Here is a 24,936-nt window from a genome sequence, read left to right as displayed (position 1 = left end):
GCCTCCGTTTTTCATGACCTCCACCGTCGTAGCGTTTGGTGCCGCAGAACGAACGGAGAGTAATCATGATGCGAACAATCGGCACGATAGCGCTGTGCGCTGCGTTCCTGGCGTGCTCCACCTCCGCGCAGGCGGCACGTCCCGCCAAGGCCAAGCTGAAGATCATCGTCGCGGTGAAGAACGCGCCGGCGAGGGGCGCCCTGCTCCGCTGCAACCCTGACGGCGGCACCCACCCGAACCCGCGCGCGGCCTGTGACGTGCTGCGCGGGATCGGCGGCGACCTCAACCAGATCCGGGTCCCGGCGACCACGGCCTGCGGCCAGGAGGTCGAGCCGTACGTCGTGGCGGTGACAGGCCGATGGCACGGCAAGCAGGTGCAGTGGAGCAAGGGCTACCGCAACAGCTGCGCGCTGAAGGCCGCGGGCGGGGCGCTGTTCTCCCCCTGAGCGCTGAGGGGTGGGCTACCGCCCACCCCTCAGCGGGTGGCCTTCGGCAGGGGCGCCACGCTCCTGCTGTGCCGGTAGCCGTAGCCGAAGTAGAAGACCACGCCGATGACCATCCAGATCACGAACCGCAGCCAGGTCTCCACCGGCAGGTTGAGCATCAGGTAGAGGCAGGCCAGCACGGACAGGATCGGCAGCAGCGGCACGAGCGGCGTACGGAACGCCCGCGGCAGGTCCGGGCGGGTGCGCCTGAGCACGACCACGCCGGCCGAGACCACCACGAACGCGAAGAGCGTGCCGATGTTCACCAGCTCGGCCAGCTCTCCGAACGACACGAACCCGGCCAGCGCCATCGTCACCACGCCGATCACGATGGTGAGCCTGGCCGGCGTGCCGAAGTGGGGATGGACCTTCGCCAGCTTGCGGGGCATCAGCCCGTCGCGCGACATCGCGAACAGCACCCGGGTCTGGCCCAGCAGCAGCACGAGCACCACGGTGGTCAGGCCGGCGATCGCACCCACACTGATGATCGTGGCCAGCCACGGGTGGCCGACCGAGGTGAACGCGTCGGAGAGCGGGGCCGCGGTGCTGAGCTGGGTGTAGCGCTGCATGCCGACGACGACCAGGGAGACGGCGACGTACAGGAACGTGCAGATGGCCAGCGAGCCGAGGATGCCGCGCGGCACGTCCCGCTGCGGCTCGATGGTCTCCTCGGCGGCGGTGGCCACGATGTCGAAGCCGATGAAGGCGAAGAACACGATCGCCGCCGCGGAGAAGACGCCGATCCAGCCGAACGCGACGGGCGTGATCCCGAACAGCAGCTGGATCAGCGGCGCGTTCAGCCCTTCCACGCGCGCCGTGGGCACCGCCTCGGGGATGAACGGCGTGTAGTTGGCGGCCCGGACGAAGAACAGCCCGGCCACGATGACCAGCAGCACCACGGCGAGCTTCGTGATCACCAGGATGAGGTTCACCCGCGAGGACAGCTTGATGCCGGCGACCAGGATCGTGGTGAGGATGGCGACGATGAGGATGGCGGGGACGTTGACCACGGGATCCTCGCCGGCGATCGCGGCGGGCAGCGGGATGCCGATGGAGTTCAGCATCGAGGCGAAATAGCCCGACCAGCCGACCGACACCACGGCCGCGGCCAGCGCCAGCTCCAGCAGCAGGTCCCAGCCGATCACCCAGGCGGGGAACTCGCCCAGGGTGGCGAAGGAGAAGGTGTACGCGGACCCGGCCACCGGGATCGTGGAGGCGAACTCGGCGTAGCACAGGGCAGCCAGCCCGCAGACGACGCCGGCGATGACGAACGAGATCGCCACCGCCGGGCCCGACAGCTCCTTGGCGACCTGCCCCGTGAGCACGAAGATACCGGTGCCGACGATCACACCGATGCCGAAGACCGTGAGGTCCACGGCGCTCAGACGCTTTCGCAGCTGGTGCTCGGGGGCTTCAGTGTCGCGGATCGACTGTTCGACGGTCTTCGTGCGAAAGATGTCCACGGTCAGCGATCCTTCCCACACCCTTGGTGATCATTCCTTTGTCAGGGATCGTTCAGGGACCTTCCCGATGATGTTCCGCAATCGGGGTATCAGGCTGAAATCATGACTAATGGTCTGCTCGACACGCTGGCGAGGCAAGACCTCGGAATGGTGCTGGCGCTCTTGCTGGTCTTCTTGACGCTGGACGCCTCGGTCGGGGTCGGCCTGATCACCCCGGGCGACACCCTGCTGCTCGTCGCGGGCGCCTCCGCGGACAGCCCGGCGGAGGCGCTGGCGCTGATCGGCGCGGGCATGCTGGCCTGTTTCGCGGGCGCCTCGGGTGGCCACTTCCTGGGCCGTCACTATGGCGACCGGCTGCGGTACAGCAGGCTGGGGCGGCGCGTCGGCGAGGCGCGGTGGGTGCGGGCCGAGCGGTTGTTCGAGCGCAAGGGGTGGGCGCTGGCGCTGGCGTACTTCCTGCCGGTGCTGCACGCGCTGACGCCGGCCGTCGCGGGCACGGTCGGGATGCCGTACCGCAGGTTCATGCCGTGGGCGATGGCCGGCAGCACGGCGTGGGTGAGCGTGTACGTCACGCTCGGCGCGGTCGCGGGCGGCGTTGCGCGGCAGCGCGCCGAGTGGCTGCTGCCGGTGGCGGCCGCGGCGGTGATCCTCGTGGTGGCGATCAGCGCCGCGGTCCGCAGGGTCGTCAACGGCGGGCGGGCTCCACGGGGGAGGTCCGCTTAGCGACCGCCTCGGTGACCTGGCGGGCGAGGTCCTGGCCGGTCAGGCCGATCCTGCCGAGGATCGTGGCCCGCTTGGCGTGGCCGAGGAACTCCTGCGGGATGCCGTACGTGCGGACGGGCACGTCGACGTCGGCGTCGCGCAGCAGGCGGGCCACGGCGTCGCCCACGCCGCCGACGCGGCCGTTGTCCTCCACGACCGCCACCAGCTTGTGCGCGCCGGCGGCCAGCACGAGCGCCTCGTCCAGCGGCTTGACCCAGCGCGGGTCGACCACGGTGGCCGAGATGCCCTGGGCGTCGAGCATGACGGCCGCGTCCATGCACACCTGCGCCATCGGGCCGACGCCGACCAGCAGCACGTCGGGGCCGCCCCCGGGCTCCCCCTCAGGGGCGCGCAGCAGGTCCATCTCGCCCAGCTTGCCGACCGGCTCGATCGGCTCGGCGACCGGGCCCTTGGGGAAGCGCAGCACGGTCGGGCCGTCGGTGACCTCCACGGCCTCGCGCAGCAGCTCGCTCAGCCGGTCTCCGTCGCGCGGCACCGCGATCCTGAGGCCGGGCACGACCTGGAGGATGGACAGGTCCCACATGCCGTTGTGGCTGGCGCCGTCGTCGCCCGTGACGCCCGCCCGGTCGAGAACGACGGTGACCGGCAGCCGGTGCAGGGCGACGTCCATGAGGAGTTGGTCGAAGGCCCGGTTGAGGAACGTGGCGTAGACGGCCACGACCGGGTGCATGCCGCCGAGGGCCAGCCCGGCGGCGCTGGTCAGCGCGTGCTGCTCGGCGATGCCGACGTCGTAGACGCGCTCGGGGTAGGCCTCGGCGAACGCGTTGAGCCCCGTCGGGTGCAGCATGGCCGCGGTGATCCCGACCAGGTCGTCGCGCTCCTTGCCGAGCCTGACGAGCTCCTCGCTGAACACGTTGGTCCAGATGCGCGGCCTGGGCTTCTCCGCGCCGGTGGCCCGGTCGAAGGCGCCCGGCGAGTGGAACTGGTCCTCGTCGTGGTTCTCCGCGGGCGAGTAGCCGCGGCCCTTCTGGGTGAGGGCGTGCACGATGACCGGGCCGCGGAAGCCGCGGGCCTTGCGCAGGGCCGCCTCCATGGCCTGCTCGTCGTGGCCGTCGATGGGGCCGACGTATTTCAGCCCGAGGTCCTCGAACATGGCCTGCGGCGCCAGCACGTCCTTGACGCCCTTCTTGAAGCCGTGCAGCGCGTCGTAGAGGACGGGGACGTTGCCGATCTTGTCCTTGACATATTCGAGCATGTCCTCGTAGCGGCGGTTGACCCGCAGCGAGGACAGGTGGGAGGCCAGCCCGCCGATCGTGGGCGAGTAGGAGCGCCCGTTGTCGTTGACCACCATCACGATCGGCAGGTCCTTGGCGGCGGCGATGTTGTTGAGCGCCTCCCAGGCCATGCCGCCGGTCAGGGCGCCGTCGCCGATCACCGCGACGACCGTGCGGTCGTGGTCGCCGCGCAGCTTGAACGCCTTGGCCAGGCCGTCGGCGTAGGACAGCGCGGTCGAGGCGTGGGAGTTTTCCACGAAGTCGTGCTCGGACTCGGCCTGGCTGGGGTAACCCGACAGGCCGCCCTCCTGCTTGAGCGCCTCGAAGCCGGCGACCCGGCCGGTCAGCAGCTTGTGCACGTAGGCCTGGTGACCGGTGTCCCACACGATGGGGTCGCGCGGGGAGTCGAAGACGCGGTGCATGGCGATGGTGAGCTCCACCACGCCGAGATTGGGCCCCAGATGGCCGCCGAACCTCGCGCACGAGTCGACGAGCAGGTCACGGATCTCCCCCGCGAGCCGCGGCAGCTCCTCGACAGCCAGCCGTTTGACGTCGTGCGGTCCCTTTACCGAGCCCAGCAACCCGCTCACGGATCCGACTCCCCTCTGCTCTTGTAAGCCGATTCCCAGAGTCTAGTTCGCGGACGCCTCACTGACTCCATCGAGTCAATCCCACCCACATATGTCCGATCTTGACCTAGTCTTTCGGTACCTATGAACTCCGTCCCCATAAGTAAGCTCATAGCACTCGTGATCGCCCTGCTGGCTCTCGCCCTGGCGGCGGCGGGTCTGGTGCTCGTGCTGGCCGACGTGGCCACGACGTCGACGGGGCCGGTCAACGAGGCCCAGCAGATCGTCTCCCCGCCGGCCAAGGCCGCCGACAAGAAGCGGGCGCCCGTGCCCGGCAAGGCGCTCGCGACGGCGAATCCGCTCTACCGGACCGGGCGGCTCGCCGACGTGAACTGCGCGCCCGGCGCCCTGCCCGCCGGCAGCATGACCGCGTACCGGCGCTTCCTGACCCGCGTGACGAACTGCCTGAACAAGGCGTGGGGCGCCCAGTTCCGCAAGGCCGGGATGCCGTTCGCCAAGCCGCGGCTGCGCATCATCACCAGCAAGGTCAAGACGCCCTGCGGCATGTGGAACACCGGCGCCGACGGCGTCTACTGCTCCACCGACCGCACGATGTACCTGATGATCAGCCGGGACCAGCTGCGCAACCCGTTCCCGCTGGGCATCACGCGCCTGATCGCCCATGAGTACGGCCACCACATCCAGCAGATCTCCGGCATCTGGACCTACTACTGGACGGCCAGGACCGGGGCGGGCAAGGCCCAGCGGCTGCTGCTCTCGCGCAAATCCGAACTGCAGGCCGAGTGCTTCTCCTCGGTCTTCATGAGCACGATGCGAGACACTCCGCTCGTCACCGGCGCGGACTGGGCGTACACGGTGGACTGGTTCAGGAGGAACGGCGCCAAGGGCTGGCCGCAGAACGACCACGGCAGGGGCCCGACGCAGGCGGCGTGGATGACGCGGGGCTTCAATCGCGGCACTCCGGGCTCCTGCAACACCTGGTCCACAGCTTCCCGGAATGTCACCTGACGCCACGCTTTAATCTTTCTTTACCTGGAGCTCCCTCTTCAATAGGGTGCCTTCTCATGCGTATCTCCCGATTGGCGCTCATGGCGGGCGCCCTGGCGACCGTGCTGTTCGCCGGCACGGCCCATGCGGCCACCGTCTCCGCTCCGGCGTACAAGCCGGCCCTGGCGAAGAGCCCGATCTACAAGACGGGCAAGCTCGGTCTCGAGACCTGCGAGGAGCAGAAGCTCGAGTCCGGGAGCGTGGACGAGGTCAGGGGTTATCTGGACGCCGTCCTCGACTGTCTCAACGCCGCTTGGGAGCCCAAGATCAAGAAGGCCGGTTTCGCCTTCAGCAAGCCCAAGTTCCAGGTGATCACCAAGATCGGCGCGCCGACCGGCTGTGGCGGATACCCGGCGGGCGCACAGGCGCTGTACTGCTCACTGAACAACAAGATCACCTTCCTGGTCACCCCGGGCCTCGTCGAAGAGCCGGGGGACCTGCTCCCGATGGTGGTCATCGCCCACGAGTACGGCCACCACATCCAGCAGCTCACGGGCATGTTCAAGGCCATGGGCGGCTACAGCGGCAAAAGCGAGGCCACCTTCCTCGACGCGGTGCGCCGCTTCGAACTCCAGGCCGAGTGCCTGGCCGGGGTGTTCATCGGCAACGTGTGGCACTCGCTCGATCGCCGCCAGACCGAGTTCGACTACATCGTCAAGCACGGCGGCACCGGCCTCGACCTGTCGGCCATCGGCGTGAAGGTGAAGGGCTGGGGCGAGCAGACGCACGGCAGCGCGGCCAACATCGGGCGGTGGCTCAAGCGCGGCTTCGACACCGAGTCGGCGGGCGGCTGCAACACCTGGAAGGCGCCCAAGTCCCAGGTGTCCTAGTACAAATCCCCTCTAACTGATCTATGATCCGCGATCGTGCGCATTCTTCTCGTAGCGGTTGCTGCGTGCATGATCGCGGGTCTCCTCTCATCCGGGCCCGCCTTCGCCGCGCCGGGCACCGCGCAGACGGGGCTGTCGGACGTGATGGGCGGTGACGCGCCCCGCCTGACGTGCGCCATCCCCCCGATCCGGGTGGGCGCCGCGGCCTCGCTCACGTCGTTCCACCGGGCGATGGCCAGGTGCGCGGACCGCTTCTGGACCGGCAGGTTCGCCGCCGCCGGGCTCACCTACAGCCCGCCCGAGGTGACGGTCACGACGGGTACGGACTCCGTCTGCGGGAAGATCTCCAGCAGCGGCGCCCACTACTGCCCGGAGCAGCGCACGATCGCCATCCGCATCACGAAGCAGGACCTGCGGGACCCGTTCAGGATGAACATCGCGCACTCCGTCGCCCACGAGTGGGGGCACCACGTGCAGCAGCTCACCGGCGTGCTGGGCGCGCAGAACGCGCTCTACTGGCCCGCCTCCGGCAGCGCCCGGACCACGCTCAGCCACCGGCTGGAGATGCAGGCCGAGTGCTATGCGGGCGTCTTCTACAGCGCCACGCTGGAGTCCATCAATCCCGGCATCGAGTGGGAGGAGTGGATCGACGCGGTACGCGGGGCGGACGAGAGCGAGATCCACGGCAAGCCGAAGAACCTGGCGTTCTGGCAGGACCGCGGCTACCGCGGCGGGGCCACCGGCTTCTGCAACACGTGGACGGCGAAGAAGACCAAGGTCACCTAGGCGTTGGCCCTGGCCAGGACCTCAAGGGGATCGGCCAGGACGTGGGCGAAGGCCAACTCGGCCGCGCCCACCAGCGTGGCGGCGTCCCCGAGCGCCGATGTGCGCAACCGCAGCCGCTCCCGCTGCGGCGCCATGGCGTGCAACGTCAGCTGCGTGCGCACCTGCGCCGCCGATCCCAGATAGATCTCGCGCAGCATCCCCCCGAAGATCACCATTTCCGGGTTGAAGATGTTCACCAGGTTCGCCACGCCCAGCCCCAGCCAGTCGCCGACCCTGCTGAGCGCCTCCTGCGCGACGATGTCCCCCCGGTCGGCGGCCTCGACCACGGCCCGCACCGCGTCGCGCCCGTGCTGCCCCGCCCCGAACCTGCCGGCCGACTCCAGCAGCGCCCGCTCCCCCACCTCGGCCTCCAGGCAGCCGTGCGAGCCGCAGCCGCACGCGCGGCCGTCCGGGTTGACGACCATGTGGCCGACCTCGCCCCCGTAGCCGTCGTGCCCGCCGAGCAGGTGGCCGCCCGCGATGATCCCGCCGCCGATCCCCACGTCGCCGTGCAGGTAGATGAGGTCCCTGACGGCGGCCCCCACGCCGCGGCTGTGCTCGGCCAGGGCGGCCAGGTTGGCGTCGTTGCCCACGCTGACCGGCAGCCCCAGGCCCAGCTTGCGGCCCAGCTCCTCGCCGAACGGCACCTCCTCCGCCTTCAGGTTGGGGCCGAACATGACCACGCCGTCGGCCTTGCGCACGCCGCCGGACACGGCCGCCGCCGCGCCCACGCAGACCGTGTCGTTCCTGGTCTTGCGCCGCATCTGGCGGGCGAACCCGCCCAGCGTGCCGGTCAGCTCGTCCAGCTTGAACGCGCCGCGCTCCCGGGCCGACTCCCGGCGGTCGAGGATCACCCCGCCCAGCCCCACGCGGGCGACCGCGAGCCGGTCGGGACCCACGTCGAAGGCGAACACGTAGACCCGCGACGACTCCGGACGCACCACGAGCGAGGGCCGCCCCGCGCGGCCGGTCTCGCGGGGCAGCTCCTCGCGCACCAGCCCGGCGGCGGTGAGGTCTGAGGTCAGCGCCATGATCGTGCTGCGGTTGAGCCCCATCTTCGAGGTCAGCTCGGCGCGCGAGATCGGCCCGCCCAGATGGACATGGCGAAGCAGCGCGCCGAGGTTGTGGCGCCTGATGTCCTCTTGAGAGGGGCCGGCACGCATCGTCTGGGGTTCCTTCAGGGGCTGTGAGTCGCTGATCACCTTAAACCAGCGGCAGCCGCCCGCTTGCGCGCCAGGGCGTCCACGCCCGCGGCGAGCAGCAGTACAGACCCTGTGACCAGGTATTTTACGCTCGCGCCGTACCCCATCAGACCCATGCCGTTCTCGATCACGGCCACCACGGCGCCGCCGAGCACGGCGTCGAGCACCCGGCCCTTCCCGCCGAACAGGCTGGTGCCGCCGATGACCGCCGCGCCGACCGCGTACAGCAGGACGGAGCTGCCGCCCGTGTTCGGGTCGACGGAGCTGGCCCTGGACGCGGCGACGATGCCGCCGATCGCGGCCATCGAGGAGCAGATCACGAACGCGCTGATCTTGATCCGGTCCACCGGGATGCCCGCCCGGCGGGCGGCCTCGGTGTTCCCGCCGACCGCGTAGAGGTGGCGCCCGAACGCGGTGCGGCGCAGGATCAGCGTCCACACGACCAGCAGCACCAGGATGACGGGGATCACGATCGGCACCCCGGTCAGCGAGACGAGCACCGGGTTGCGGCTGCGCTCCAGGTTGAGCGCGAACACCGCGAGCCCGGCCAGGACCGCCAGCGCGCCGACGCGGAAGGCGATCAGCGACAGCGGGTCGGCCACCAGCCCGCGCTTGGCGCGCTTCCTGGCCCGCAGCAGTTGCACGCCCGCGTAGATCGCCACACACCCGGCATAGGCCGCCCAGCCGAGCCAGGGCGGCAGGTTCCGGTTCGCGATCGCGACGATCACGCTGTCCCTGATGGAGATGTTCGTGCCCTCGTCCACCAGCACCAGGACCAGGCCCTGGAAGGCGAGGAACGCGGCGAGCGTCACGACGAACGACGGGATGCCCACCTTGGCCACCAGCGTGCCGAGCACGGTGCCGATGATCACGCCGGTGATGATCGCGGCCAGCGCGCACACGTACCACGGCAGGCCCAGGTTCGTGAGCGTGACGGCGAGCACCGCCGCGCACACGCCGCTGGCGAAGCCGGCCGACAGGTCGATCTCGCCGAGCAGCAGGACGAACACCAGGCCCATCGCGATGAGCGTGATCGCGGCGCCCTGGGTGAACAGGTTGGCGAAGTTGATCGCCGTGAGGAAGGAGGGACGGGCCACGGCGAAGACCGTGCAGAGCACGACCAGGCCGAGCACGGCGGGCAGCGCCCCCATGTCGCCGCCGCGGATCCGCTGGATGTAGGCGCGGAAGCTGTTGTTGATCGACGGGGCCTGCGTCGCGGCGACGATGGCCTCGCCGGGGAGTTCCTTGACCTTGCTCATGGGGTGACCCCGTTCTTGAGGCCGAGATCCCCGCTACGGCCTGAGGTGATCAGTTCGACGACCTGCGGGTGCGTCACGTCGGCGGTCTTGACCTGGGCGGCCATCCTGCCGAGGTAGAGCGCCGCGATCCGGTCGGAGACGGCGAACACGTCGTTCATGTTGTGCGAGATGAGGACGACGGCCAGGCCGGTGTCGGCCAGCCTGCGCACCAGCTCCAGCACCTGCGCGGTCTGGGCGACGCCCAGCGCCGCGGTCGGCTCGTCGAGGATGACGACCTTGCTGTTCCACAGCACGGCCTTGGCGATGGCGACGGTCTGCCGCTGCCCGCCGGACAGGCTGGAGACCTGCTGCCTGATGGACTTCACCGTACGCACGGACAAGCTGCTGAGCGTCTGCTCGGCCAGCTCCTCCATGCTGTCCTCGTCGAGCAGGATGCCGGTCTTGCGCTCCCTGCCGAGGAACATGTTCTGGACGATGTCGAGGTTGTCGCACAGCGCCAGGTCCTGGTAGACGATCTCGATCCCCAGCTCGCCCGCGTCGCGGGGAGAGTGGACCTGGACCGGGCGGCCGTCGAAGAAGATCTGGCCGTCGTCGATCGGGTAGATCCCGCCGACGCACTTGACCAGCGTCGACTTGCCCGCGCCGTTGTCACCGACGAGCGCTGTGACCTCGCCGGGGTACGCGGAGAACTCGACATTGTGCAGGACTTTCACCGGACCGAAGCTCTTGTCGATCCCGCGCACTTCAAGGAGGGGGGTCATGACGCTCCCTAAAGGGGGTACGGCCGCGCTCGTGGCGCGGACCGTACCCCACCGGCTCTACTGGATTCCTGCCTCGGTGCACTTCTCGGCGAAGTCACCGGTGCACAGTTCCTCCTTGGTGACGTAACCGTCGGCCACCACGTCCTTGACGTTGTCGATGTAGATGGCCTGCGGCTCCATCAGCTCGGAGGGCACGTCCTGACCGGTCTCCGGGTCCTTGACGCTGGAGCTCGCCGTCGGCTTCTCGCCCTTGGCCAGCGCCACCGCCAGCTTGGCCGCGGCGTCGGCCTCCTTCTTGACCGCCTTGTAGACCGTCATGCACTGGTCACCCGCGAGGATGTTCTGCAGGCCCTGGACTGTGGCGTCCTGGCCGGTGACGGGCACCTTGCCGTTGAGGTTGTTCTTCTTCAGCACGGTGATGGCGGCGTTGCCCAGGCCGTCGTTGGCGGCCAGCACACCGGCGATCTTCGGCTGCTCGGTCAGCATCTGCTCGAACAGCGTCCCGGCCTGGGTGTTGTCCCAGTCGGGCACCGACTGCTCGGGGCCCTTGACGTAGTCGCCGGAGTCGAACTTGGGCTTGAGCACCCCGTCATACCCGGCCTTGAACAGGGTGGCGTTGTTGTCCGTGGGCGAACCGTTCAGGTACGCCACGATCGGCTTCTCGGCCTTCTTGTCGGTCAGGCACTTGGTCAGGCCCTCGCCTTGCAGCGTGCCGACCTTGGTGTTGTCGAAGCTGACGTAGTAGGCGGCGCCGCCGCCCAGCGTCAGCCGGTCGTAGTCGATCGTGGCCACGCCCTGGGACCTGGCCTTGTCGATGACCGTCTTACCGGTGCCACTGTCCAGATTGACGATCATCAGAACGGTGGCGCCGTTCGTGATCATCTGGTCGGCGATGGTCTGGAACGCCGTCTTGTCGTTCTGGGCGTTCTGGATGTCGTACTGGACGCCGGCGGCCTTGAACGCCTCTTCCAGGTACTTGCGGTCCGCCGTCTCCCACCGGGCCGAGGACTTGCTGTCCGGCAGGATGACACCGATCTTGCCCGCCTGGGCCGCTGTGGCCGTGGCGGACGACGTCGACGTGGTCTGACCGCTATCGCCCCCGCAGGCGGTGAGACCGAGGGCGAGCGCGGCTGCCGCGGCGGTCAGGCTGAGGATCCCCTTGCGCATGATGCAGGGTCCTTTCTTCCGGAGGGGCCCGGATGAATGTTGTTTGCGGCAACGTATTCCGGGATGGCCTGCTTTGGAAGAGCCTTGTGCCCGGGAGTTTGTTGTTTCGGGTAACAATCCAGAAACGCCACCTCAATCTCCCCGACTCCCGCCCGTCACCCACCCGCTCACGTAGGCATGATCACGTTCTGTACGATCAGCGCCACGGCGGAGGTGGCCGCCACGGCCAGGACCGCCACGCGCACCTTGCCGCCGTCGAGATAGCGCCGCAGCGGCCCCGACACCAGGAAACCCAGCACCATGGGCGCGATGAGGATCGCCCCCGTCGTCAGCGCCTGGGCCGGCAACTCGTCCACCACGGCGAGGATGGCCAGCGACTGGGCGGCGCTCAGGAAGAAGAACATCGCCAGTGTCGCCCGGATCTGCGGCCCCTTGGCGTTCTGGTAGACCAGCGCGATCGGCGGCCCGCCGATGCCCGTGGCGGTGCCGGTGACGCCCGACACGAACCCGGCCGCGGTGACGGTCACGCCGTTGCGCGGCACACTCAAGGCCCTGGCCGTCAGACCCACGGCGATGAGCACCATGATGGCCACGAAGACGCCCCGGGCGTAGACAGAAACGTAGACAATAACGAGTGCGCCGAGAACGCTTCCGGGGATCCTGCCGAGCACCGCGAAGCCGAGCCCGCGCCAGTCCACCTTGCGCCACTCCGCGGCCAGCGTGAACAGCGGTAACGTCATATTGACGACCTGGATGGCGCCCGGCATGAGGTCGGGGTGGAGCATCGTGAGCACGGGGGCCGCCACCAAGCCCAGGCCGAAACCCACACCGCCTTGGACGATCGCACCGACGAAAACCGCCAGACCACCGAGGATCAGCACCAATGCCGTATTAGTCATGGACGAGAGTCAACCATCTTTACTCTCTGTTGCCATTCATACTGCAAGCGTGACCGAAGCGGTGTAGTGTTCCCTTAGACGCGGACGTAGCCTGCGGAGTATGACGATGAAGCCTAAAGCAACGACTATACGCGTCAGCGTCAAGACAAGAGATCGACTAGCCCGGATCGCCCGACAGGAGGGCCGGACCATGACCGAGGTGCTTAACGACGCCATCGAGGACTACGAACACAAGCAGTTCTGGCAAGAGGTCAACGAGCAGGTCGAGCGGACGCAGCGAGAGGATCCGGAGGGCTGGGCCGACTACCTCGCAGAGCGTGAGCTCGTCCTGGGCCCCCGACCGCGCTCCCGCCGCATAGCTCCCGAGTGGGAGGGCTTGGTCACATTCCCCGAGGAGAAGGATGAAACTAACGCAAGGTGAGATCTGGTTCACCCGGTTCGGCAGCCCGACAGGGCGCGAGCAAGGCTTCGACCGTCCCGCCCTGATCCTCAGCAACGACAGCTTCAACCGATCGAAGCTGGGTCTCGTCCTGGCAGTCCCGCTGACGACCCGCGAGCGCGGATATCCCACGCATGTCCGCATGGGGCGCGGCGACACCGGGCTGGCCAAGCCGAGCTGGGCGATGATCGAGCAAGTCCGCGCCATCTCACCGGACAGGTTCGACTTCTTCGTCGGCAACGCGCCCGACGAGGTGGTCACCGAAGCGGTCAGCGTGCTCATGCGGATGATATGAGTGTTGCCGCCCGGCGAAATAGCGCTTCGCCGGGTGGCATGCTCATCGTGCCACATGCCACCACTCATTAAGCTGCCGACCGTGCATTCCCTCCCGATCAAGCGCGCTCTCGCCCTCGTCGTAATCCTGGCGATCGCCTGCTTACCCGCCCGGAGCGCCCAGGCCGCCCCCGTCAAGAATCCGTTCTCGAGACGGTCGTGAAATGTCTGGATAAGTCGTTGGCTGCGTCGGCGTTCGGCGCGCCTCCGAGGCCCGGGGCCGCGCCGGCCACGCCCACCAGGACGAGCTGCAGCGCCGCTACGAGCTCCAGGCCGACTGCCTGTCCGGCGTGTTCCTGGGCAGCGTGTGGGGCTCCCTGGCACGTGCCGAGCCCGACTGGGCGGCACTGGTCGACGCCACCCGGGCCAGCGGCGGCGATGACGATTACCGCAGCCATGGCAAGCGCGCCGGCCGGGTCTCCTGGCTCAAGCGGGGCTACCAGGCCGTCTCCCCCGCCGCCTGCGACACCTGGTCTGCGCCTGCCACCAAGGTCGCCTGACGGCAAAGAGCCGCCCGGCGGGGGTTGTCCCTCCGGGCGGCTCTTCGGGTGTCGGGTGATTCCCCCGATGCGGGCGCGTAAGGATCGCGCCCTGCCCCCGGCTCAGCGAAGCAGCCAGGGTCCCCGGCCCCCGCCCGGCTCATGACCGGGTGGAGGCGGGAAAATCACTTGGCGAGCAGCGAGCGCAGCACGTACTGCATGATGCCGCCGTGCCGGTAGTAGTCGGCCTCGCCGGGCGTGTCGATGCGCACCACCGCGTCGAACTCGACGTCGCCCGCCCTGACGTGCACCGTCTGCGGGATGCCGCCCTTGTTGAGCTCCTCGACGCCCGTGAAGTCGAACGTCTCCTCGCCCGTCAGCCCCAGCGACGCGGCCGAGGCGCCCTCGGGGAACTGCAGCGGGAGCACGCCCATGCCGATGAGGTTGGAGCGGTGGATCCGCTCGTACGACTCCGCGATGACCGCGCGGACGCCCAGCAGTGCCGTGCCCTTGGCCGCCCAGTCGCGCGAGGAGCCCGAGCCGTACTCCTTGCCCGCCAGCACCACCAGCGGCGTCCCGGCGGCGGCGTAGTTGACGGAGGCGTCGTAGATGAACGACACCGGCCCGTCGGGCTGGGCGAAGTCGCGGGTGTAGCCGCCCTCGGTGCCGGGGGCGATCTGGTTGCGCAGCCGGATGTTGGCGAACGTGCCCCTGATCATCACCTCGTGGTTGCCGCGCCGCGAGCCGTAGGAGTTGAAGTCCTTGACCTCGACCCCGTTGGCCTGCAGGTATTGCGCCGCCGGGGTGCCGGCCTTGATGGATCCGGCCGGCGAGATGTGGTCGGTGGTGACCGAGTCGCCGACCTTGACCAGCACGCGGGCGCCGGAAATGTCGGTCACGGGCTCGGGCTGCGGGGGCATGCCGTCGAAGTACGGGGCCTTGCGGACGTACGTCGAGGACGGGTCCCACTCGAAGGTGTCGCCGGTCGGGATCGGCAGCGAGCGCCAGAGGTCGTCGCCCTTGAACACGTCGGCGTAGTCGCGCTCGAACATGTCGCGCCCGATGGAGGAGTTGACCACCGCGGAGATCTCCTCCGGCGACGGCCAGATGTCGCGCAGGTAGACCGGCTTGCCGTCGTTGCCGAGGCCGAGCGGCTCGGTGTCGAGGTCGAGGTCCATGGTCCCGGCCAGCGCGTACGCGACCACGAGCGGCGGCGAGGCCAGGTAGTTCATCTTGACGTCGGGGTTGATGCGGCCCTCGAAGTTCCGGTTGCCGGACAGCACGGCCGTGACGGCCAGGTCGTTGGCCTGGATGGCCTCGGAAATTTCCGGAAGGAGCGGTCCCGAGTTGCCGATGCAGGTGGTGCAGCCGTAGCCGACGAGGTTGAAGCCGATCTTGTCGAGGTACGGCTGGAGCCCGGAGCGCTCGAAGTAGCCGGTGACGACCTGGGAGCCGGGGGCCAGCGAGGTCTTGACCCAAGGCTTGCGGGTCAGGCCCTTGTCGACGGCGTTGCGGGCCAGCAGCGCCGCGCCGAGCATGACGTACGGGTTGGAGGTGTTGGTGCACGAGGTGATCGCGGCGATGGAGACGATGCCGTGGTCGATCTCGAACGACGTGCCGTCGGCCAGCGTGACCGGGACCGGCTTGTGCGGCCGGCCGCCGTCGGCGCGGGCGTTGGAGGCGGGAGAGTCGGACGCCGGGAACGACTCCTCGCTCTCCTCGTCGACGCCGTCGTCGTCCACGTAGTTCTGCACGTCGTGGCGCCAGGTGGCCTTGGCGGCCGACAGCGCGATGCGGTCCTGCGGGCGCTTCGGGCCGGCGATCGACGGGACGATGGTGGCGAGGTCGAGCTCGATGTACTCGGAGAACGCCGGCTCGGGCGCGGAGGGGTCGAGCCAGAGGCCCTGGGCCTTGGCGTACGCCTCGACGAGGGCGATCTGCTCCTCGCTGCGGCCGGTCAGGCGCAGGTAGTCGACGGTCTGGCCGTCGATCGGGAAGATCGCGCAGGTGGAGCCGAACTCGGGGCTCATGTTGCCGATCGTGGCCCGGTCGGCCAGCGGCACGGACGAGACGCCCTCGCCGTAGAACTCCACGAACTTGCCGACCACGCCGTGCTTGCGCAGGATCTCGGTGATCGTCAGGACCAGGTCGGTGGCGGTGGCGCCGGCCGGGAGCTGGCCGCTGAGCTTGAAGCCGACCACGCGCGGGATCAGCATGGAGATCGGCTGGCCGAGCATCGCGGCCTCGGCCTCGATGCCGCCGACGCCCCAGCCCAGGACGCCGATGCCGTTCTCCATGGTGGTGTGGGAGTCGGTGCCGACGCAGGTGTCGGGGTACGCCTTCCCGTCGCGGGTCATGACGACCCGGGCCAGGTGCTCGATGTTGACCTGGTGGACGATGCCGGTGCCGGGCGGGACGACCTTGAACTCGTCGAAGGCGGTCTGGCCCCAGCGCAGGAACTGGTAGCGCTCGCGGTTGCGCTCGTACTCGCGCTCGACGTTGCGCTGGAAGGCGTCCGGGTGACCGAAGAAGTCGACGATCACGGAGTGGTCGATGACCATCTCGGCGGGCGCGAGCGGGTTGATCCGGGAGGCGTCGCCGCCGAGGTCGCGGACGGCCTCGCGCATGGTGGCCAGGTCGACCACGCAGGGCACGCCGGTGAAGTCCTGCATGATGACGCGCGCGGGCGTGAACTGGATCTCCACGCTCGGCGCCGCGTTCGGGTCCCAGGTCCCCAGCGCACGGATGTGGTCGGCGGTGATGTTGGCGCCGTCCTCGGTGCGGAGGAGGTTCTCCAGCAGGATCTTCAGGCTGTACGGGAGGCGTGCGGCGCCCTCGACGGCATCCAGCCGGAAAATCTCGTACGACGCGTCGCCGACGCGTAGCGTGTCACGGCTGCCGAAGCTGTTCGCGGACACGGTGATTCGCCTCCTCCATCAGACAAGTGTTCAGACCAAATCCTGCCGCACAGCCCAAGCGACACGTACGTTAGGTAAACCTAACTCGCAGGCCGCGGCGGATGTCTTGATGTCAAGATATCCCTAAGGTATCTCGGCATCAAGTTAAACGGGCACCAACCGCCAGAACAGCAACCCGACGATCGCGACCGACAGGATCGGTGCCAGGATCTTCTGCTCGAACTTCTTGCCCGTCTTGATGCCGATTTTCCACGGCAGCATGAACTTGGCCCCCAGCGGCCACAACACCGGACATCCCCGCTCGGTCATGCAGTCCCCGACGACGTGCATGAGACACCCGATCCCCACGGCCAGCCCCAGCCAGGCGTACCCGACGGTCAGGGACAGGAAGACGGCGTAGAGCCCCGCGGTCAGCCCGATGTTGATCATGGCGGACCCGATCTTGTTCCCGGGGATCCCGACGCCGATCGCGCGCAGCGCGAGGCCGATGAGCAGCACGACCATGATGTCGCGGCCGATGGGATAGGTGTTGGCCAGCCAGTGCGCCCCTAACCCGAGCGCCACGGCGAAGGCCAGCGAATGCGTCGCCCCGCGGTGCCCGCCGCTGATCCACGCCACGCCCTTGCTGAGCACCCAGGTGACCGGCCCGAAGGTCTGCGCGATCGTCGCGCTCGGGTGGTCGAGGTCGGGCAGCATCGCGGCGCCCGCGCAGATGATCGCCCCGGCGACCAGTTCGGCGGGGTTGAGCGCGGTGGCCATGATCCCGGTGTCGACGAACCGTGAGGACTCGTTCAGCAGCGGCAGTGCCGCGAGGGGCGGCGCCAGCCCCAGCCAGGCGATGGCCCCGGTCATCGCGTGAGTGTGCCCCATCATGATCCGGGACTGTACGGCAAAGAACCTCTTTACGCGGTGAGGCATGCCGCGCGAGGCGATCCGGCCATGGGCGCAAACGCAGACGAGGTCGTCTCCGCGGCGACAGCACCCCCCAGCCCTGCCGACGCGGAACGACCTCGTCTGCTGTGAATAACGATGCCTTCCCGCATCATGTTCCCGGATTCCGCAACTTTTTCGTGATCTAGCTCACTCAACGCCCAGACTTGCGAACGACATAGTATCGATATATCTTTGACGCATCGAGAACAGATCGCGATATAGGGGGAAACATGAGTTCCGCACAAGCAGCAGGAGGGCCTTGGCCCGGCGCACACGAGTACAAGCGGGCCGCCCGCGAGGCGTTCAAGGCCGTGGCCGACGCCTTCGAGCAGATGGGCGGCCGGCACCACCATCATCACGAGCACCGGGAGCGCGGCCGGAGGGGCGGGCCGGGCCCGTTCCCGTTCGACTTCGGGCGCGGCGGCCCCTGGGGCGGCCCAGGCGGTCCTTGGGGCGGCGGTCACCGCGGCTGGGGCGGCAGGGCCCGCAAGGCGAAGCGGGGCGACGTACGCTCCGCGATCCTGGCCCTGCTCGCCGAGGAGCCGCGCAACGGCTACCAGATCATCCAGGAGATCGCCGAGCGCAGCGAGGGCGGCTGGAAGCCCAGCCCGGGCGCCGTCTACCCGGCGCTGCAGCAGCTCACCGACGAGGGCCTGGTGATCTCGGAGGAGCATGAGGGCCGCAAGAGCTTCCGCCTCACCGAGGAGGGCCGCAACTACATCGAGGCGCACGCCGACGATGTCCGCGCGCCGTGGGACGACATGCGCCCGGACGTCGACGACAACGCCGCCGATCTCTGGCAGATCTCCAAGCAGTCGGCCTTCGCGATGATGCAAATTCTCCAGACGGGAAACGACGCACAAATCCGCGAAGCGCGTAAGACTCTGGTAGAGACCCGGCGCAAGCTCTACCAGATCCTGGCCGATGGCGAACCGGGCGAGGAGTGAAGCATGAACGCGACCGGCGTCGCACCGGATGACCGGTTCGGGGAGAGCGAGGAACCAGGCATGGATCGCAATGATCTCCGCATCGGCGACGCCGAGCGCGAGCAGACGATGGCCGCCCTGCGCGAGCACTTCGCGCAGGGCCGCCTGACCCATGAGGAGCTCGACGAACGGCTCGACCGGACGCTGACCGCCAAGACGGGCCGCGACCTCGCGCAGGTGACATCCGACCTGCCGGGTCATGCCTACCGCGAGCCCGCCCCCCAGTACGACATGGACGGCTGGCGGCAATCCATGGCGGCGCACCATCGGCAGATGCAGTCCATGCGCCACGCGCAGCGGGACATGCGCCGCCAGTGGGCACACCATCCGTCGCGGCGCCACCACCGGGGGCCGCACCCGTTCGTCGGCGTGCTGTTCGTGTTCATGATGCTGTCGCTGATCTTCGGCGGGTTCGGCGTCTTCAAGATCTTCTTCATGGTGTGGCTCGTGGCCATGGTCTTCGGCCTGGTCCACCGGCGTTTCCACCGCCGCGCCTGAACACCCCGCAGATCATTTTTGGGCCTTGACCCTGTCATGGGCTCACCTGATGATCTGGGCGGGTCTTCAGACGCGAAGGGACGCCGCATGATCGAGCAGGGCGCCGGCCCGGTCAATCCGTTCGCCGCCGTCGCGCACGCCGACGGCCTGGTCCTGGACGTGCCCGAGTACCAAGCCGGTTTCGAGCGCGACCATGCGGCGCGCACCGAGCCGATGTGGAAGCTGGAGCGCGCCCAGGTCTTCTACGAGCCGGACGTGGCGAGCTGGCGGGCCATGATGGACGGCGACTGGGCGGGCTCGCTGGAGCTGGCCGCACGCATGGCCGGGCCGCTGGCCGACTACTTCCGCGGCCGCGTCCCGGTCAGGCGGGTGCGGGTGGTGGAGTTCCCGATCACCGCGTACCTGCAGTGGGAGCTGCACGTGCTGGCCGTGCGCGCCCGGGCCGGCTCGCCCTGCCGGGTGGTGCCTGCCTCGCGGGTCTCGGCCCTCGACCCGCTTCCCGAGCTGGTGATCTTCTCTCCGTCGCTCATGTACGAGGTGCTCTACGACCGGTACGGCGGGGGCCGCGGCGGCCGGCGGATCACCGATCCCGGCGTGGTCGGCCCCTGCCTGGGGGCGGTCCAGGAGCTGTTCGCCGAGGGCGAGGACGTGCTCGCCTTCCACGAGCGGGAGATCGTGCCGCTGCCGCCGCCGGTCGTCACGGACGAGATGCGGGCCGCGCTGCCCGCGTACGCGCACCGGACCGAGGAGTTCAGGGTCTGACCGCCTCGTTCACGCAGCGCAGCACGGGGAAGCCGGTCAGCGCCCCGGCGTCCAGGTCCCTGGCGGTGGTGACGTGGAAGACGGCGCTCTCGCCCGGCAGCAGGGTGACGAGCTGGTCGTCGACGGTCGCGTCCGGGTCGAGCCGGTCGGGGAAGATCGCGAGCTCGCGCAGCACGCTGATCGCGGTGACGGTCACCCGGTAGCCGCCGGAGGAGCGCTCGGCGTGCGCGTCAGCAGGCCCAGCTCGTCGGCCAGGTCGTAGAAGTCATCGCTCTCGTACAGGCCGCCGCCCCAGACCCGCAGCAGGTTGACCCCGGCGGCCGTGGCCTGGCCGAACCGCTCGGCCAGGCGCTCCCTGGTGACGCGGGCGGGGAAGCAGTCGTCGGGGATCCAGTTGACGCCTCTGACGAAGACCGGGACGCCGTTCACCTTGAGCGTGAACGCCTCGGGCTCCAGCTCGACGGACCGGAATCCGATCTTGGTGTGCCACTCGTCGTCGCCGAGGCGGACGGTCAGGTCGTAGCGGGGCTGGTCGCCGTACCCGCGAGGCCACCACGGCTCGGGGTCGGGGACCTTCAGCGAGAGCACGGTGGCCCGCCCGTCCAGGCGCTCCTCCACGGTGATCCCCGCGATCTCGGCGGACAGCGTGAGGGGCTCCTCGGTGCTGCGCTCGACGCGGACGTGCACGTCCACCGTGCCGTCCGCGTGCGCGAGCGGGCGCACCTCCGCCAGGCGGGCCCGGCTCCAGCTCTCCAGGCCGATGGGGCGCCAGATCCCGGCCGTGACCAGCGTGGGCCCCCAGTCCCAGCCGAAGTTGCAGGCCATCTTGCGGATGAAGGGGTAGGGCTCGTCGTAGGCGCCCGGCCGCTCGCCCAGCGCCGCCCGCCGCTCCTCGGCGTAGGCGTAGGCCGAGCCGAAGTGCGCGGTCAGCTCGTTGTCGCCGTCACGCAGCAGGTGGCGGACGGGGAAGCGGTAGGAGCGGTGCTGGTTGGCGGTGCTCCCGATGCGTATCCCGTTGAGGGTGAGCGTGGCGACCGTGTCCAGCCCTTCGCACACCAGGTCCGTGCACTCGTGCTCATCCGGTGACCAGGTGAAGGTGGTGCGATAGGTCCATTCCGTGCGGCCGATCCAGGCCAGCCGGTGCTCGTTGTCGTCCAGGTAGGGGTCGTCGATCAGCCCGGCCGCGAGCAGATCGGTGTGCACGCAGCCGGGCACCGTCGCGGGAACCCCTTTGACATCTGGCGCGACGCCCTGCGACGACAGGGTCCAGCCGTCGTGCAGCGGACGGTACGTCAAGGACGTCTCCTTAGCAGGTTTCGAGCTGGGCGCACGCCACGAAATGGCCGGGTTCGGCCTCGAGCAGGCCTCCTGAGGCCCCGCGCTCGTGGTAGAGGCAGGTGTCCACGGCGGTGGCGTCGGCCCAGTCCTCGTGCAGGCGCGGCACCGCCGACAGCAGCTCGCGCGTGTAGGGGTGCAGCGGGTCGCCGAAGACCTTGTCCGTCAGCCCCATCTCGACCACGCCGCCCTTGCGCAGCACCACCGTGCGCTCGGCGAGGTAGTTGCCGAGCGACAGGTCGTGCGTGATGTAGAGCACGCCCAGGCCCCTGGCCTTCAGCTCGGCCAGCAGGTTGAGCACGTCGATGCGGGTGGACGCGTCCAGCATGCTGGTGATCTCGTCGGCCACCAGCAGCTTGATGTCCAGCAGCAGCGCGCGGGCGATGAGCAGGCGCTGCAGCTGGCCGCCGCTGAGCTGGTGCGGGTACTTGCCGAGCACCTGGTCGGGGTTGAGCCGCACGTCGCGCAGGGACCCGCGGACCCGCTCCGCCCACTCCGGCTCCTGGACGGCCGGGAAGTAGGACTCCTTGATCATGGCGAACACCCGGTCGGCCTTGAACACCGGGTTGAACGAGCTGAAGGGGTCCTGGAAAATGCCCTGGATGTGGCGGTAGTACTCCTTGCCGGCCCGCGCCGGCAGGCCGTCGAAGGTGATCGAGCCGCTGGTGACCGGGTTCAGGCCGAGGATCATGCGGCCGATCGTGCTCTTGCCGCTGCCGCTCTCCCCGATCAGGGAGACGACCTCGCCGGGCACGACGTCAAAGCTGACGTTCCGCACGGCCGTGACGCTCTTGCCGCCGAAGGCGCCGATCCTGAATTCCTTGGTGACGTCGTGGAGTCTCAGCATCATGCCTTCCAGCAGGCGACGTGGTGGGCGGGCGCGATCTCGACCACCGGCGGGTCCTCGGCGCACTCCTCTCCGGCGATCGGGCAGCGGTCGCGGAAGCGGCAGCCGGCGGGCGGGTGCAGCAGCGACGGCGGGCTGCCGGCGATGCCCTCCAGCCTGCGCTCGGCGTAGCGCACGCCGACCTCCGGCAGAGAGTCGATGAGCAGCCTGGTGTACGGGTGCCGCGGCGCCTTGACGATCACGTCGGCGGACGCCTTCTCCGCCAGCTTGCCGGCGTACATGACCATGATCGTGTCGGCGATGTGGTGGGTGAGCGCTATGTCGTGGGTGACGAAGATCATGCTCTTGACGTAGCCGCTGTCGCGGAAGCCGAGCAGCGCGCGGGCGACGGCCTTCTGGGTGGAGACGTCGAGCGCGGAGGTGACCTCGTCGGCGATCAGCAGGGACGGGTCGAGGAGGGTGGAGATGACCATCACCATGCGCTGCTTCATGCCGCCCGACAGCTCGATCGGGTAGCGGTCGAGCACCTCGCGGGGCAGGCCGACCTGGTCCATCCGGCGCTCCAGCTCGGCTGTGTCCACGGCCGTGCCCCTCGACTTGAGCAGCTCGGTGACCATCCTGCGGAGCTTGCGGGTCGGGTTGAGCGCGCTCATGGCGTACTGCGGGATGAGCGAGACCTCCTTGAAGCGGAACTCGTTCATCCGGCGGTCGTCGGCGATGGGCAGCTCCTTGCCGTCGAGCACCACGCGGCCGCCCACGTGGTGCATGCGGCTGTCCATCCGGATGAGGCTCTTGCCCAGCGTGCTCTTGCCGCAGCCCGACTCCCCCACCAGTCCGATGATCTCGCCGTCGGCCAGCTCGAAGGACATCCCGTCGAGGGCGCGCACCTCGCCCTTCAGCGTCCTGTAGTAAACCTTCAGCTCGCTGACCTGCAGGCTCATGTCTCCCTCAGCTTCGGGTTGAAGACCTCGTCGAGGCCGACGTTGGCCACGTACAGGGCGCCCACGATGGCGGTGATGGCCGCGCCGGGCGGGACGAACCACCACCAGAGGCCGAGATGGAGCGCGCTCCACTGGTTGGCGTTCTGCAGCATCAGGCCCAGCGAGACGCCCTCCGTGGGGCCGAGGCCGATGAAGTCCAGCGAGGAGGCGATGAGCACAGAGCCGCCGAACAGCAGGATGAACGTCATGAACAGGTAGGAGCTCATGTTCGGCGCGATCTCCCTGGTGATGATCCGCCCGGTGCCCGAGCCGCTCATCCTGGCCAGGTCCACGAACTCCCTGGTACGCAGCGAGAACGTCTGCGCCCTGATCGCCCGCGCCGCCCACGGCCACTGCGTCAGGCCGATGAACAGGCCCTGCACGGCCACGCTCCTGATGCCCAGGTACGCGTTGATGATCAGCAGGACGGCCAGGGTGGGGATGACCAGGATGATGTTGGTCAGCATGTTGAGTATCTCGTCGACGATGCCGCCCAGATAGCCGGCCACGAAGCCGACGACCATGCCGATGACCGCGGCGATGCCGCCGCCGACCACGCCCACCGCGAAGGTGCTGCGCAGGCCGTGTACGAACTGGGCGAAGATGTCCTGGCCGAACGTGGTGGTGCCGAGCCAGTACTCGCCGGAGGGCGGGCTCATGGGCTTGGCGCCGTACTCGTTGGGCGTGGCGTCGACCAGCAGGGGGCCGATCAGTCCCAGCAGGAGCAGCGCCAGCACGATGCCGAGGCCGGTCATCAGCTTGCCGTTGCGCACCGCGAAATAGAGCGCCTCGCGCCGCACGCCTTCGCGCTCGCGCGGGGCGACTTCCTGAAGTGCCGTCATGCCTGCGCACCAGCCATTCCCGCCCTGGTCCGCGGATCGACCACGACGTAGACGATGTCGATGATGAAGTTGGCGATCAGCACGCCGAGCACGATGAACAGGAACGTGCCCTGGAGGAGGAAGAAGTCCTTGTTCTGGATGGCCTTGAGGATCAGGCTCCCCAGGCCCGGATAGGCGAAGACGATCTCGGTGACCAGCGCTCCGGCGATCAGCGCGCCGAGCTGCAGGGCCAGGCCGGTGATCTGGGGCAGGACGGCGTTGCGGAAGGCGTACCTGCGAATCAGCCTGGCGGGGGCGCCGAGGGCCGACAGGTAGTTGGAGTAGTCGGACTCCAGCTCATAGATGATCATGTTGCGCATGCCGATCGCCCAGCCGCCCAGCGCCACCAGGAACAGCGACAGGAACGGCAGCGTCCAGTGGTGCAGCAGGTCGAGCAGGAACGTCCATGACCAGTTGGGCCGCATCGAGAAGCTGTAGCCGCCGGCGACCGGGAAGATGCCCGCGATCACGCCGAACGCCCAGGCCAGGAGCACCGCCAGCCACATGTACGGCATGGCCGTCAGCACGTACCCGACGGGCAGGACGGTGTTGTCGAGGAGTTTGCGGCGGGCGGCGTACGCGCCGAACCGGTTGCCCACCACCCAGCTCAGCAGCACCGCCGGGACGACCAGCCCCAGCGTGTACGGCACCGCGTCGCCGATCACGGTGCTGACGGGGGTGGGGAACAGCCAGATGCTGAGCCCGAAGTCGCCCCGCAGCAGCGAGCCCCAGAAGTTGGCGTACTGCTGCAGCAGCGGCTGGTCCAGCCCGAAGAGGTTGTTGTAGTAGGCCCGCATCGCCTCCACGGCCTCGGGCTTGGCGACGTTGGCCCGCGCGACCATGCTGGCGACCGGGTCGCCCGGCATGAAGCGCGGGATCATCCAGTTGACCGTGACGGCGACGAAGAACGTCAATCCGTATATGAGGAGTTTCCTGCCGAAATATCGACGCACGTGATCTTTCTCCGTGAAGGCCCCGCTCCCCTGTCCGAGGAGCGGGGGCTAGTGGGAGTGGCGGGTG

At 68.8% G+C, this 24,936-nt stretch carries 25 protein-coding genes and 1 pseudogene; 11 read left to right on the top strand and 15 right to left on the bottom strand.

The window, feature by feature from the left end:
• The first annotated feature begins 65 nt into the window (after nt 1-65).
• Nucleotides 66-446, top strand: a complete 381-nt coding sequence (locus tag EJK15_RS08300) for an SSI family serine proteinase inhibitor (RefSeq protein ID WP_138709782.1) — start codon at nt 66-68, stop codon at nt 444-446.
• 29 nt (nt 447-475) lie between these two features.
• Here the strand turns inward: EJK15_RS08300 and EJK15_RS08295 are convergent, their stop codons facing one another.
• Nucleotides 476-1,948: an amino acid permease gene (locus tag EJK15_RS08295; protein ID WP_138709781.1), complete on the bottom strand. Its 1,473-nt coding sequence runs from the start codon at nt 1,946-1,948 to the stop codon at nt 476-478.
• A 102-nt stretch (nt 1,949-2,050) separates the two neighbouring features.
• On the opposite strand from EJK15_RS08295, the gene EJK15_RS08290 reads away from it, so the two are divergent.
• Nucleotides 2,051-2,671 (top strand): DedA family protein, encoded by a 621-nt coding sequence (locus tag EJK15_RS08290; RefSeq protein ID WP_138709780.1) that lies wholly within the window; start codon nt 2,051-2,053, stop codon nt 2,669-2,671.
• On the opposite strand, the gene dxs is transcribed toward EJK15_RS08290, so the two are convergent.
• Nucleotides 2,634-4,526 carry a 1-deoxy-D-xylulose-5-phosphate synthase gene (dxs, locus tag EJK15_RS08285; RefSeq protein ID WP_138709812.1) on the bottom strand — a complete coding sequence of 631 codons (1,893 nt, stop codon included), beginning with the start codon at nt 4,524-4,526 and terminating at the stop codon, nt 2,634-2,636. The genes EJK15_RS08290 and dxs overlap by 38 nt on opposite strands.
• Before the next feature lie 168 nt (nt 4,527-4,694).
• Between dxs and EJK15_RS08280 the strand changes: the two genes are divergently transcribed.
• From EJK15_RS08280 to EJK15_RS08270, 3 genes are read left to right on the top strand one after another with little or no spacing between them, the layout of a single operon-like run.
• Nucleotides 4,695-5,543 (top strand): neutral zinc metallopeptidase, encoded by an 849-nt coding sequence (locus tag EJK15_RS08280; protein ID WP_240776834.1) that lies wholly within the window; start codon nt 4,695-4,697, stop codon nt 5,541-5,543.
• Between the two features lie 56 nt (nt 5,544-5,599).
• The gene (locus EJK15_RS08275; RefSeq protein ID WP_138709779.1) at nt 5,600-6,412 is read left to right on the top strand and encodes a neutral zinc metallopeptidase; all 813 of its coding nucleotides are present in this window, start codon (nt 5,600-5,602) and stop codon (nt 6,410-6,412) included.
• Between the two features lie 36 nt (nt 6,413-6,448).
• Nucleotides 6,449-7,198 (top strand): neutral zinc metallopeptidase, encoded by a 750-nt coding sequence (locus tag EJK15_RS08270; protein ID WP_138709778.1) that lies wholly within the window; start codon nt 6,449-6,451, stop codon nt 7,196-7,198.
• Here the strand turns inward: EJK15_RS08270 and EJK15_RS08265 are convergent.
• The 5 genes from EJK15_RS08265 to EJK15_RS08245 all read right to left on the bottom strand — a co-directional run bounded on the left by EJK15_RS08265 (nt 7,195) and on the right by EJK15_RS08245 (nt 12,525).
• On the bottom strand, nt 7,195-8,400 hold the full coding sequence (locus tag EJK15_RS08265) for an ROK family transcriptional regulator (RefSeq protein ID WP_138709777.1): 1,206 nt from the start codon (nt 8,398-8,400) through the stop codon (nt 7,195-7,197). The two genes, EJK15_RS08270 and EJK15_RS08265, sit on opposite strands and share 4 nt — an antisense overlap.
• A gap of 35 nt (nt 8,401-8,435) precedes the next feature.
• Nucleotides 8,436-9,698, bottom strand: coding sequence for a sugar ABC transporter permease (locus EJK15_RS08260; RefSeq protein ID WP_138709776.1), 1,263 nt, complete (start codon nt 9,696-9,698; stop codon nt 8,436-8,438).
• Entirely contained in the window at nt 9,695-10,459 is a 765-nt protein-coding gene (locus EJK15_RS08255) for an ATP-binding cassette domain-containing protein (protein WP_138709775.1), read from the bottom strand. Before EJK15_RS08255 ends, EJK15_RS08260 begins: the two co-directional genes overlap by 4 nt.
• 57 nt (nt 10,460-10,516) lie before the next feature.
• Nucleotides 10,517-11,626: a sugar ABC transporter substrate-binding protein gene (locus EJK15_RS08250; protein ID WP_138709774.1), complete on the bottom strand. Its 1,110-nt coding sequence runs from the start codon at nt 11,624-11,626 to the stop codon at nt 10,517-10,519.
• A gap of 167 nt (nt 11,627-11,793) precedes the next feature.
• Nucleotides 11,794-12,525: a sulfite exporter TauE/SafE family protein gene (locus EJK15_RS08245; protein WP_240776833.1), complete on the bottom strand. Its 732-nt coding sequence runs from the start codon at nt 12,523-12,525 to the stop codon at nt 11,794-11,796.
• A gap of 190 nt (nt 12,526-12,715) precedes the next feature.
• Between EJK15_RS08245 and EJK15_RS08240 the strand changes: the two genes are divergently transcribed.
• From EJK15_RS08240 to EJK15_RS08230, 3 genes and pseudogenes are all read left to right on the top strand, one after another.
• Complete coding sequence (locus EJK15_RS08240) at nt 12,716-12,946, top strand: hypothetical protein (RefSeq protein WP_138709773.1); 231 nt, start codon at nt 12,716-12,718, stop codon at nt 12,944-12,946.
• Complete coding sequence (locus EJK15_RS08235; protein WP_138709772.1) at nt 12,927-13,259, top strand: type II toxin-antitoxin system PemK/MazF family toxin; 333 nt, start codon at nt 12,927-12,929, stop codon at nt 13,257-13,259. Before EJK15_RS08240 ends, EJK15_RS08235 begins: the two co-directional genes overlap by 20 nt.
• A gap of 253 nt (nt 13,260-13,512) precedes the next feature.
• Nucleotides 13,513-13,797, top strand: a pseudogene (locus EJK15_RS08230) (neutral zinc metallopeptidase); the annotation flags it as partial.
• 164 nt (nt 13,798-13,961) lie between these two features.
• Here EJK15_RS08230 and acnA read toward each other — a convergent pair.
• Both acnA and EJK15_RS08220 read right to left on the bottom strand, forming a co-directional pair.
• Complete coding sequence (acnA, locus tag EJK15_RS08225) at nt 13,962-16,694, bottom strand: aconitate hydratase AcnA (RefSeq protein ID WP_138709770.1); 2,733 nt, start codon at nt 16,692-16,694, stop codon at nt 13,962-13,964.
• Between the two features lie 144 nt (nt 16,695-16,838).
• Nucleotides 16,839-17,564, bottom strand: a complete 726-nt coding sequence (locus EJK15_RS08220) for a metal-dependent hydrolase (protein ID WP_276615372.1) — start codon at nt 17,562-17,564, stop codon at nt 16,839-16,841.
• Nucleotides 17,565-17,857: 293 nt separating this feature from the next.
• Between EJK15_RS08220 and EJK15_RS08215 the strand changes: the two genes are divergently transcribed.
• The 3 genes from EJK15_RS08215 (at nt 17,858) to EJK15_RS08205 (ending at nt 19,873) form a co-directional block, all read left to right on the top strand.
• Nucleotides 17,858-18,574: a PadR family transcriptional regulator gene (locus EJK15_RS08215; protein ID WP_138709768.1), complete on the top strand. Its 717-nt coding sequence runs from the start codon at nt 17,858-17,860 to the stop codon at nt 18,572-18,574.
• Nucleotides 18,575-18,577: 3 nt separating this feature from the next.
• Nucleotides 18,578-19,111, top strand: coding sequence for a DUF1707 SHOCT-like domain-containing protein (locus EJK15_RS08210; RefSeq protein ID WP_138709767.1), 534 nt, complete (start codon nt 18,578-18,580; stop codon nt 19,109-19,111).
• An 87-nt stretch (nt 19,112-19,198) separates the two neighbouring features.
• Nucleotides 19,199-19,873: a DUF6879 family protein gene (locus EJK15_RS08205; RefSeq protein ID WP_138709766.1), complete on the top strand. Its 675-nt coding sequence runs from the start codon at nt 19,199-19,201 to the stop codon at nt 19,871-19,873.
• Here the strand turns inward: EJK15_RS08205 and EJK15_RS08200 are convergent.
• From EJK15_RS08200 to EJK15_RS08175, 6 genes are read right to left on the bottom strand one after another with little or no spacing between them, the layout of a single operon-like run.
• Nucleotides 19,863-20,069 (bottom strand): hypothetical protein, encoded by a 207-nt coding sequence (locus EJK15_RS08200; protein ID WP_138709765.1) that lies wholly within the window; start codon nt 20,067-20,069, stop codon nt 19,863-19,865. The genes EJK15_RS08205 and EJK15_RS08200 overlap by 11 nt on opposite strands.
• Nucleotides 20,066-21,169: a glycoside hydrolase family 2 protein gene (locus EJK15_RS08195; protein ID WP_240776831.1), complete on the bottom strand. Its 1,104-nt coding sequence runs from the start codon at nt 21,167-21,169 to the stop codon at nt 20,066-20,068. Before EJK15_RS08195 ends, EJK15_RS08200 begins: the two co-directional genes overlap by 4 nt.
• 10 nt (nt 21,170-21,179) lie before the next feature.
• On the bottom strand, nt 21,180-22,055 hold the full coding sequence (locus EJK15_RS08190; protein ID WP_138709809.1) for an ATP-binding cassette domain-containing protein: 876 nt from the start codon (nt 22,053-22,055) through the stop codon (nt 21,180-21,182).
• Nucleotides 22,055-22,996, bottom strand: coding sequence for an ABC transporter ATP-binding protein (locus tag EJK15_RS08185; RefSeq protein ID WP_138709764.1), 942 nt, complete (start codon nt 22,994-22,996; stop codon nt 22,055-22,057). Before EJK15_RS08185 ends, EJK15_RS08190 begins: the two co-directional genes overlap by 1 nt.
• Nucleotides 22,993-23,877, bottom strand: coding sequence for an ABC transporter permease (locus EJK15_RS08180; RefSeq protein ID WP_138709763.1), 885 nt, complete (start codon nt 23,875-23,877; stop codon nt 22,993-22,995). Before EJK15_RS08180 ends, EJK15_RS08185 begins: the two co-directional genes overlap by 4 nt.
• Nucleotides 23,874-24,869, bottom strand: coding sequence for an ABC transporter permease (locus EJK15_RS08175; RefSeq protein WP_138709762.1), 996 nt, complete (start codon nt 24,867-24,869; stop codon nt 23,874-23,876). The genes EJK15_RS08180 and EJK15_RS08175 overlap by 4 nt, the downstream gene beginning before the upstream one ends.
• Nucleotides 24,870-24,936: the final 67 nt, after the last annotated feature.

Origin of the sequence: Nonomuraea basaltis (assembly GCF_005893125.1) — a bacterium.
Lineage (GTDB): Bacteria > Actinomycetota > Actinomycetes > Streptosporangiales > Streptosporangiaceae > Nonomuraea > Nonomuraea basaltis.
Note: the sequence above shows the minus strand (reverse complement) of the source record. Positions and strands in the feature narration are given on the sequence as shown.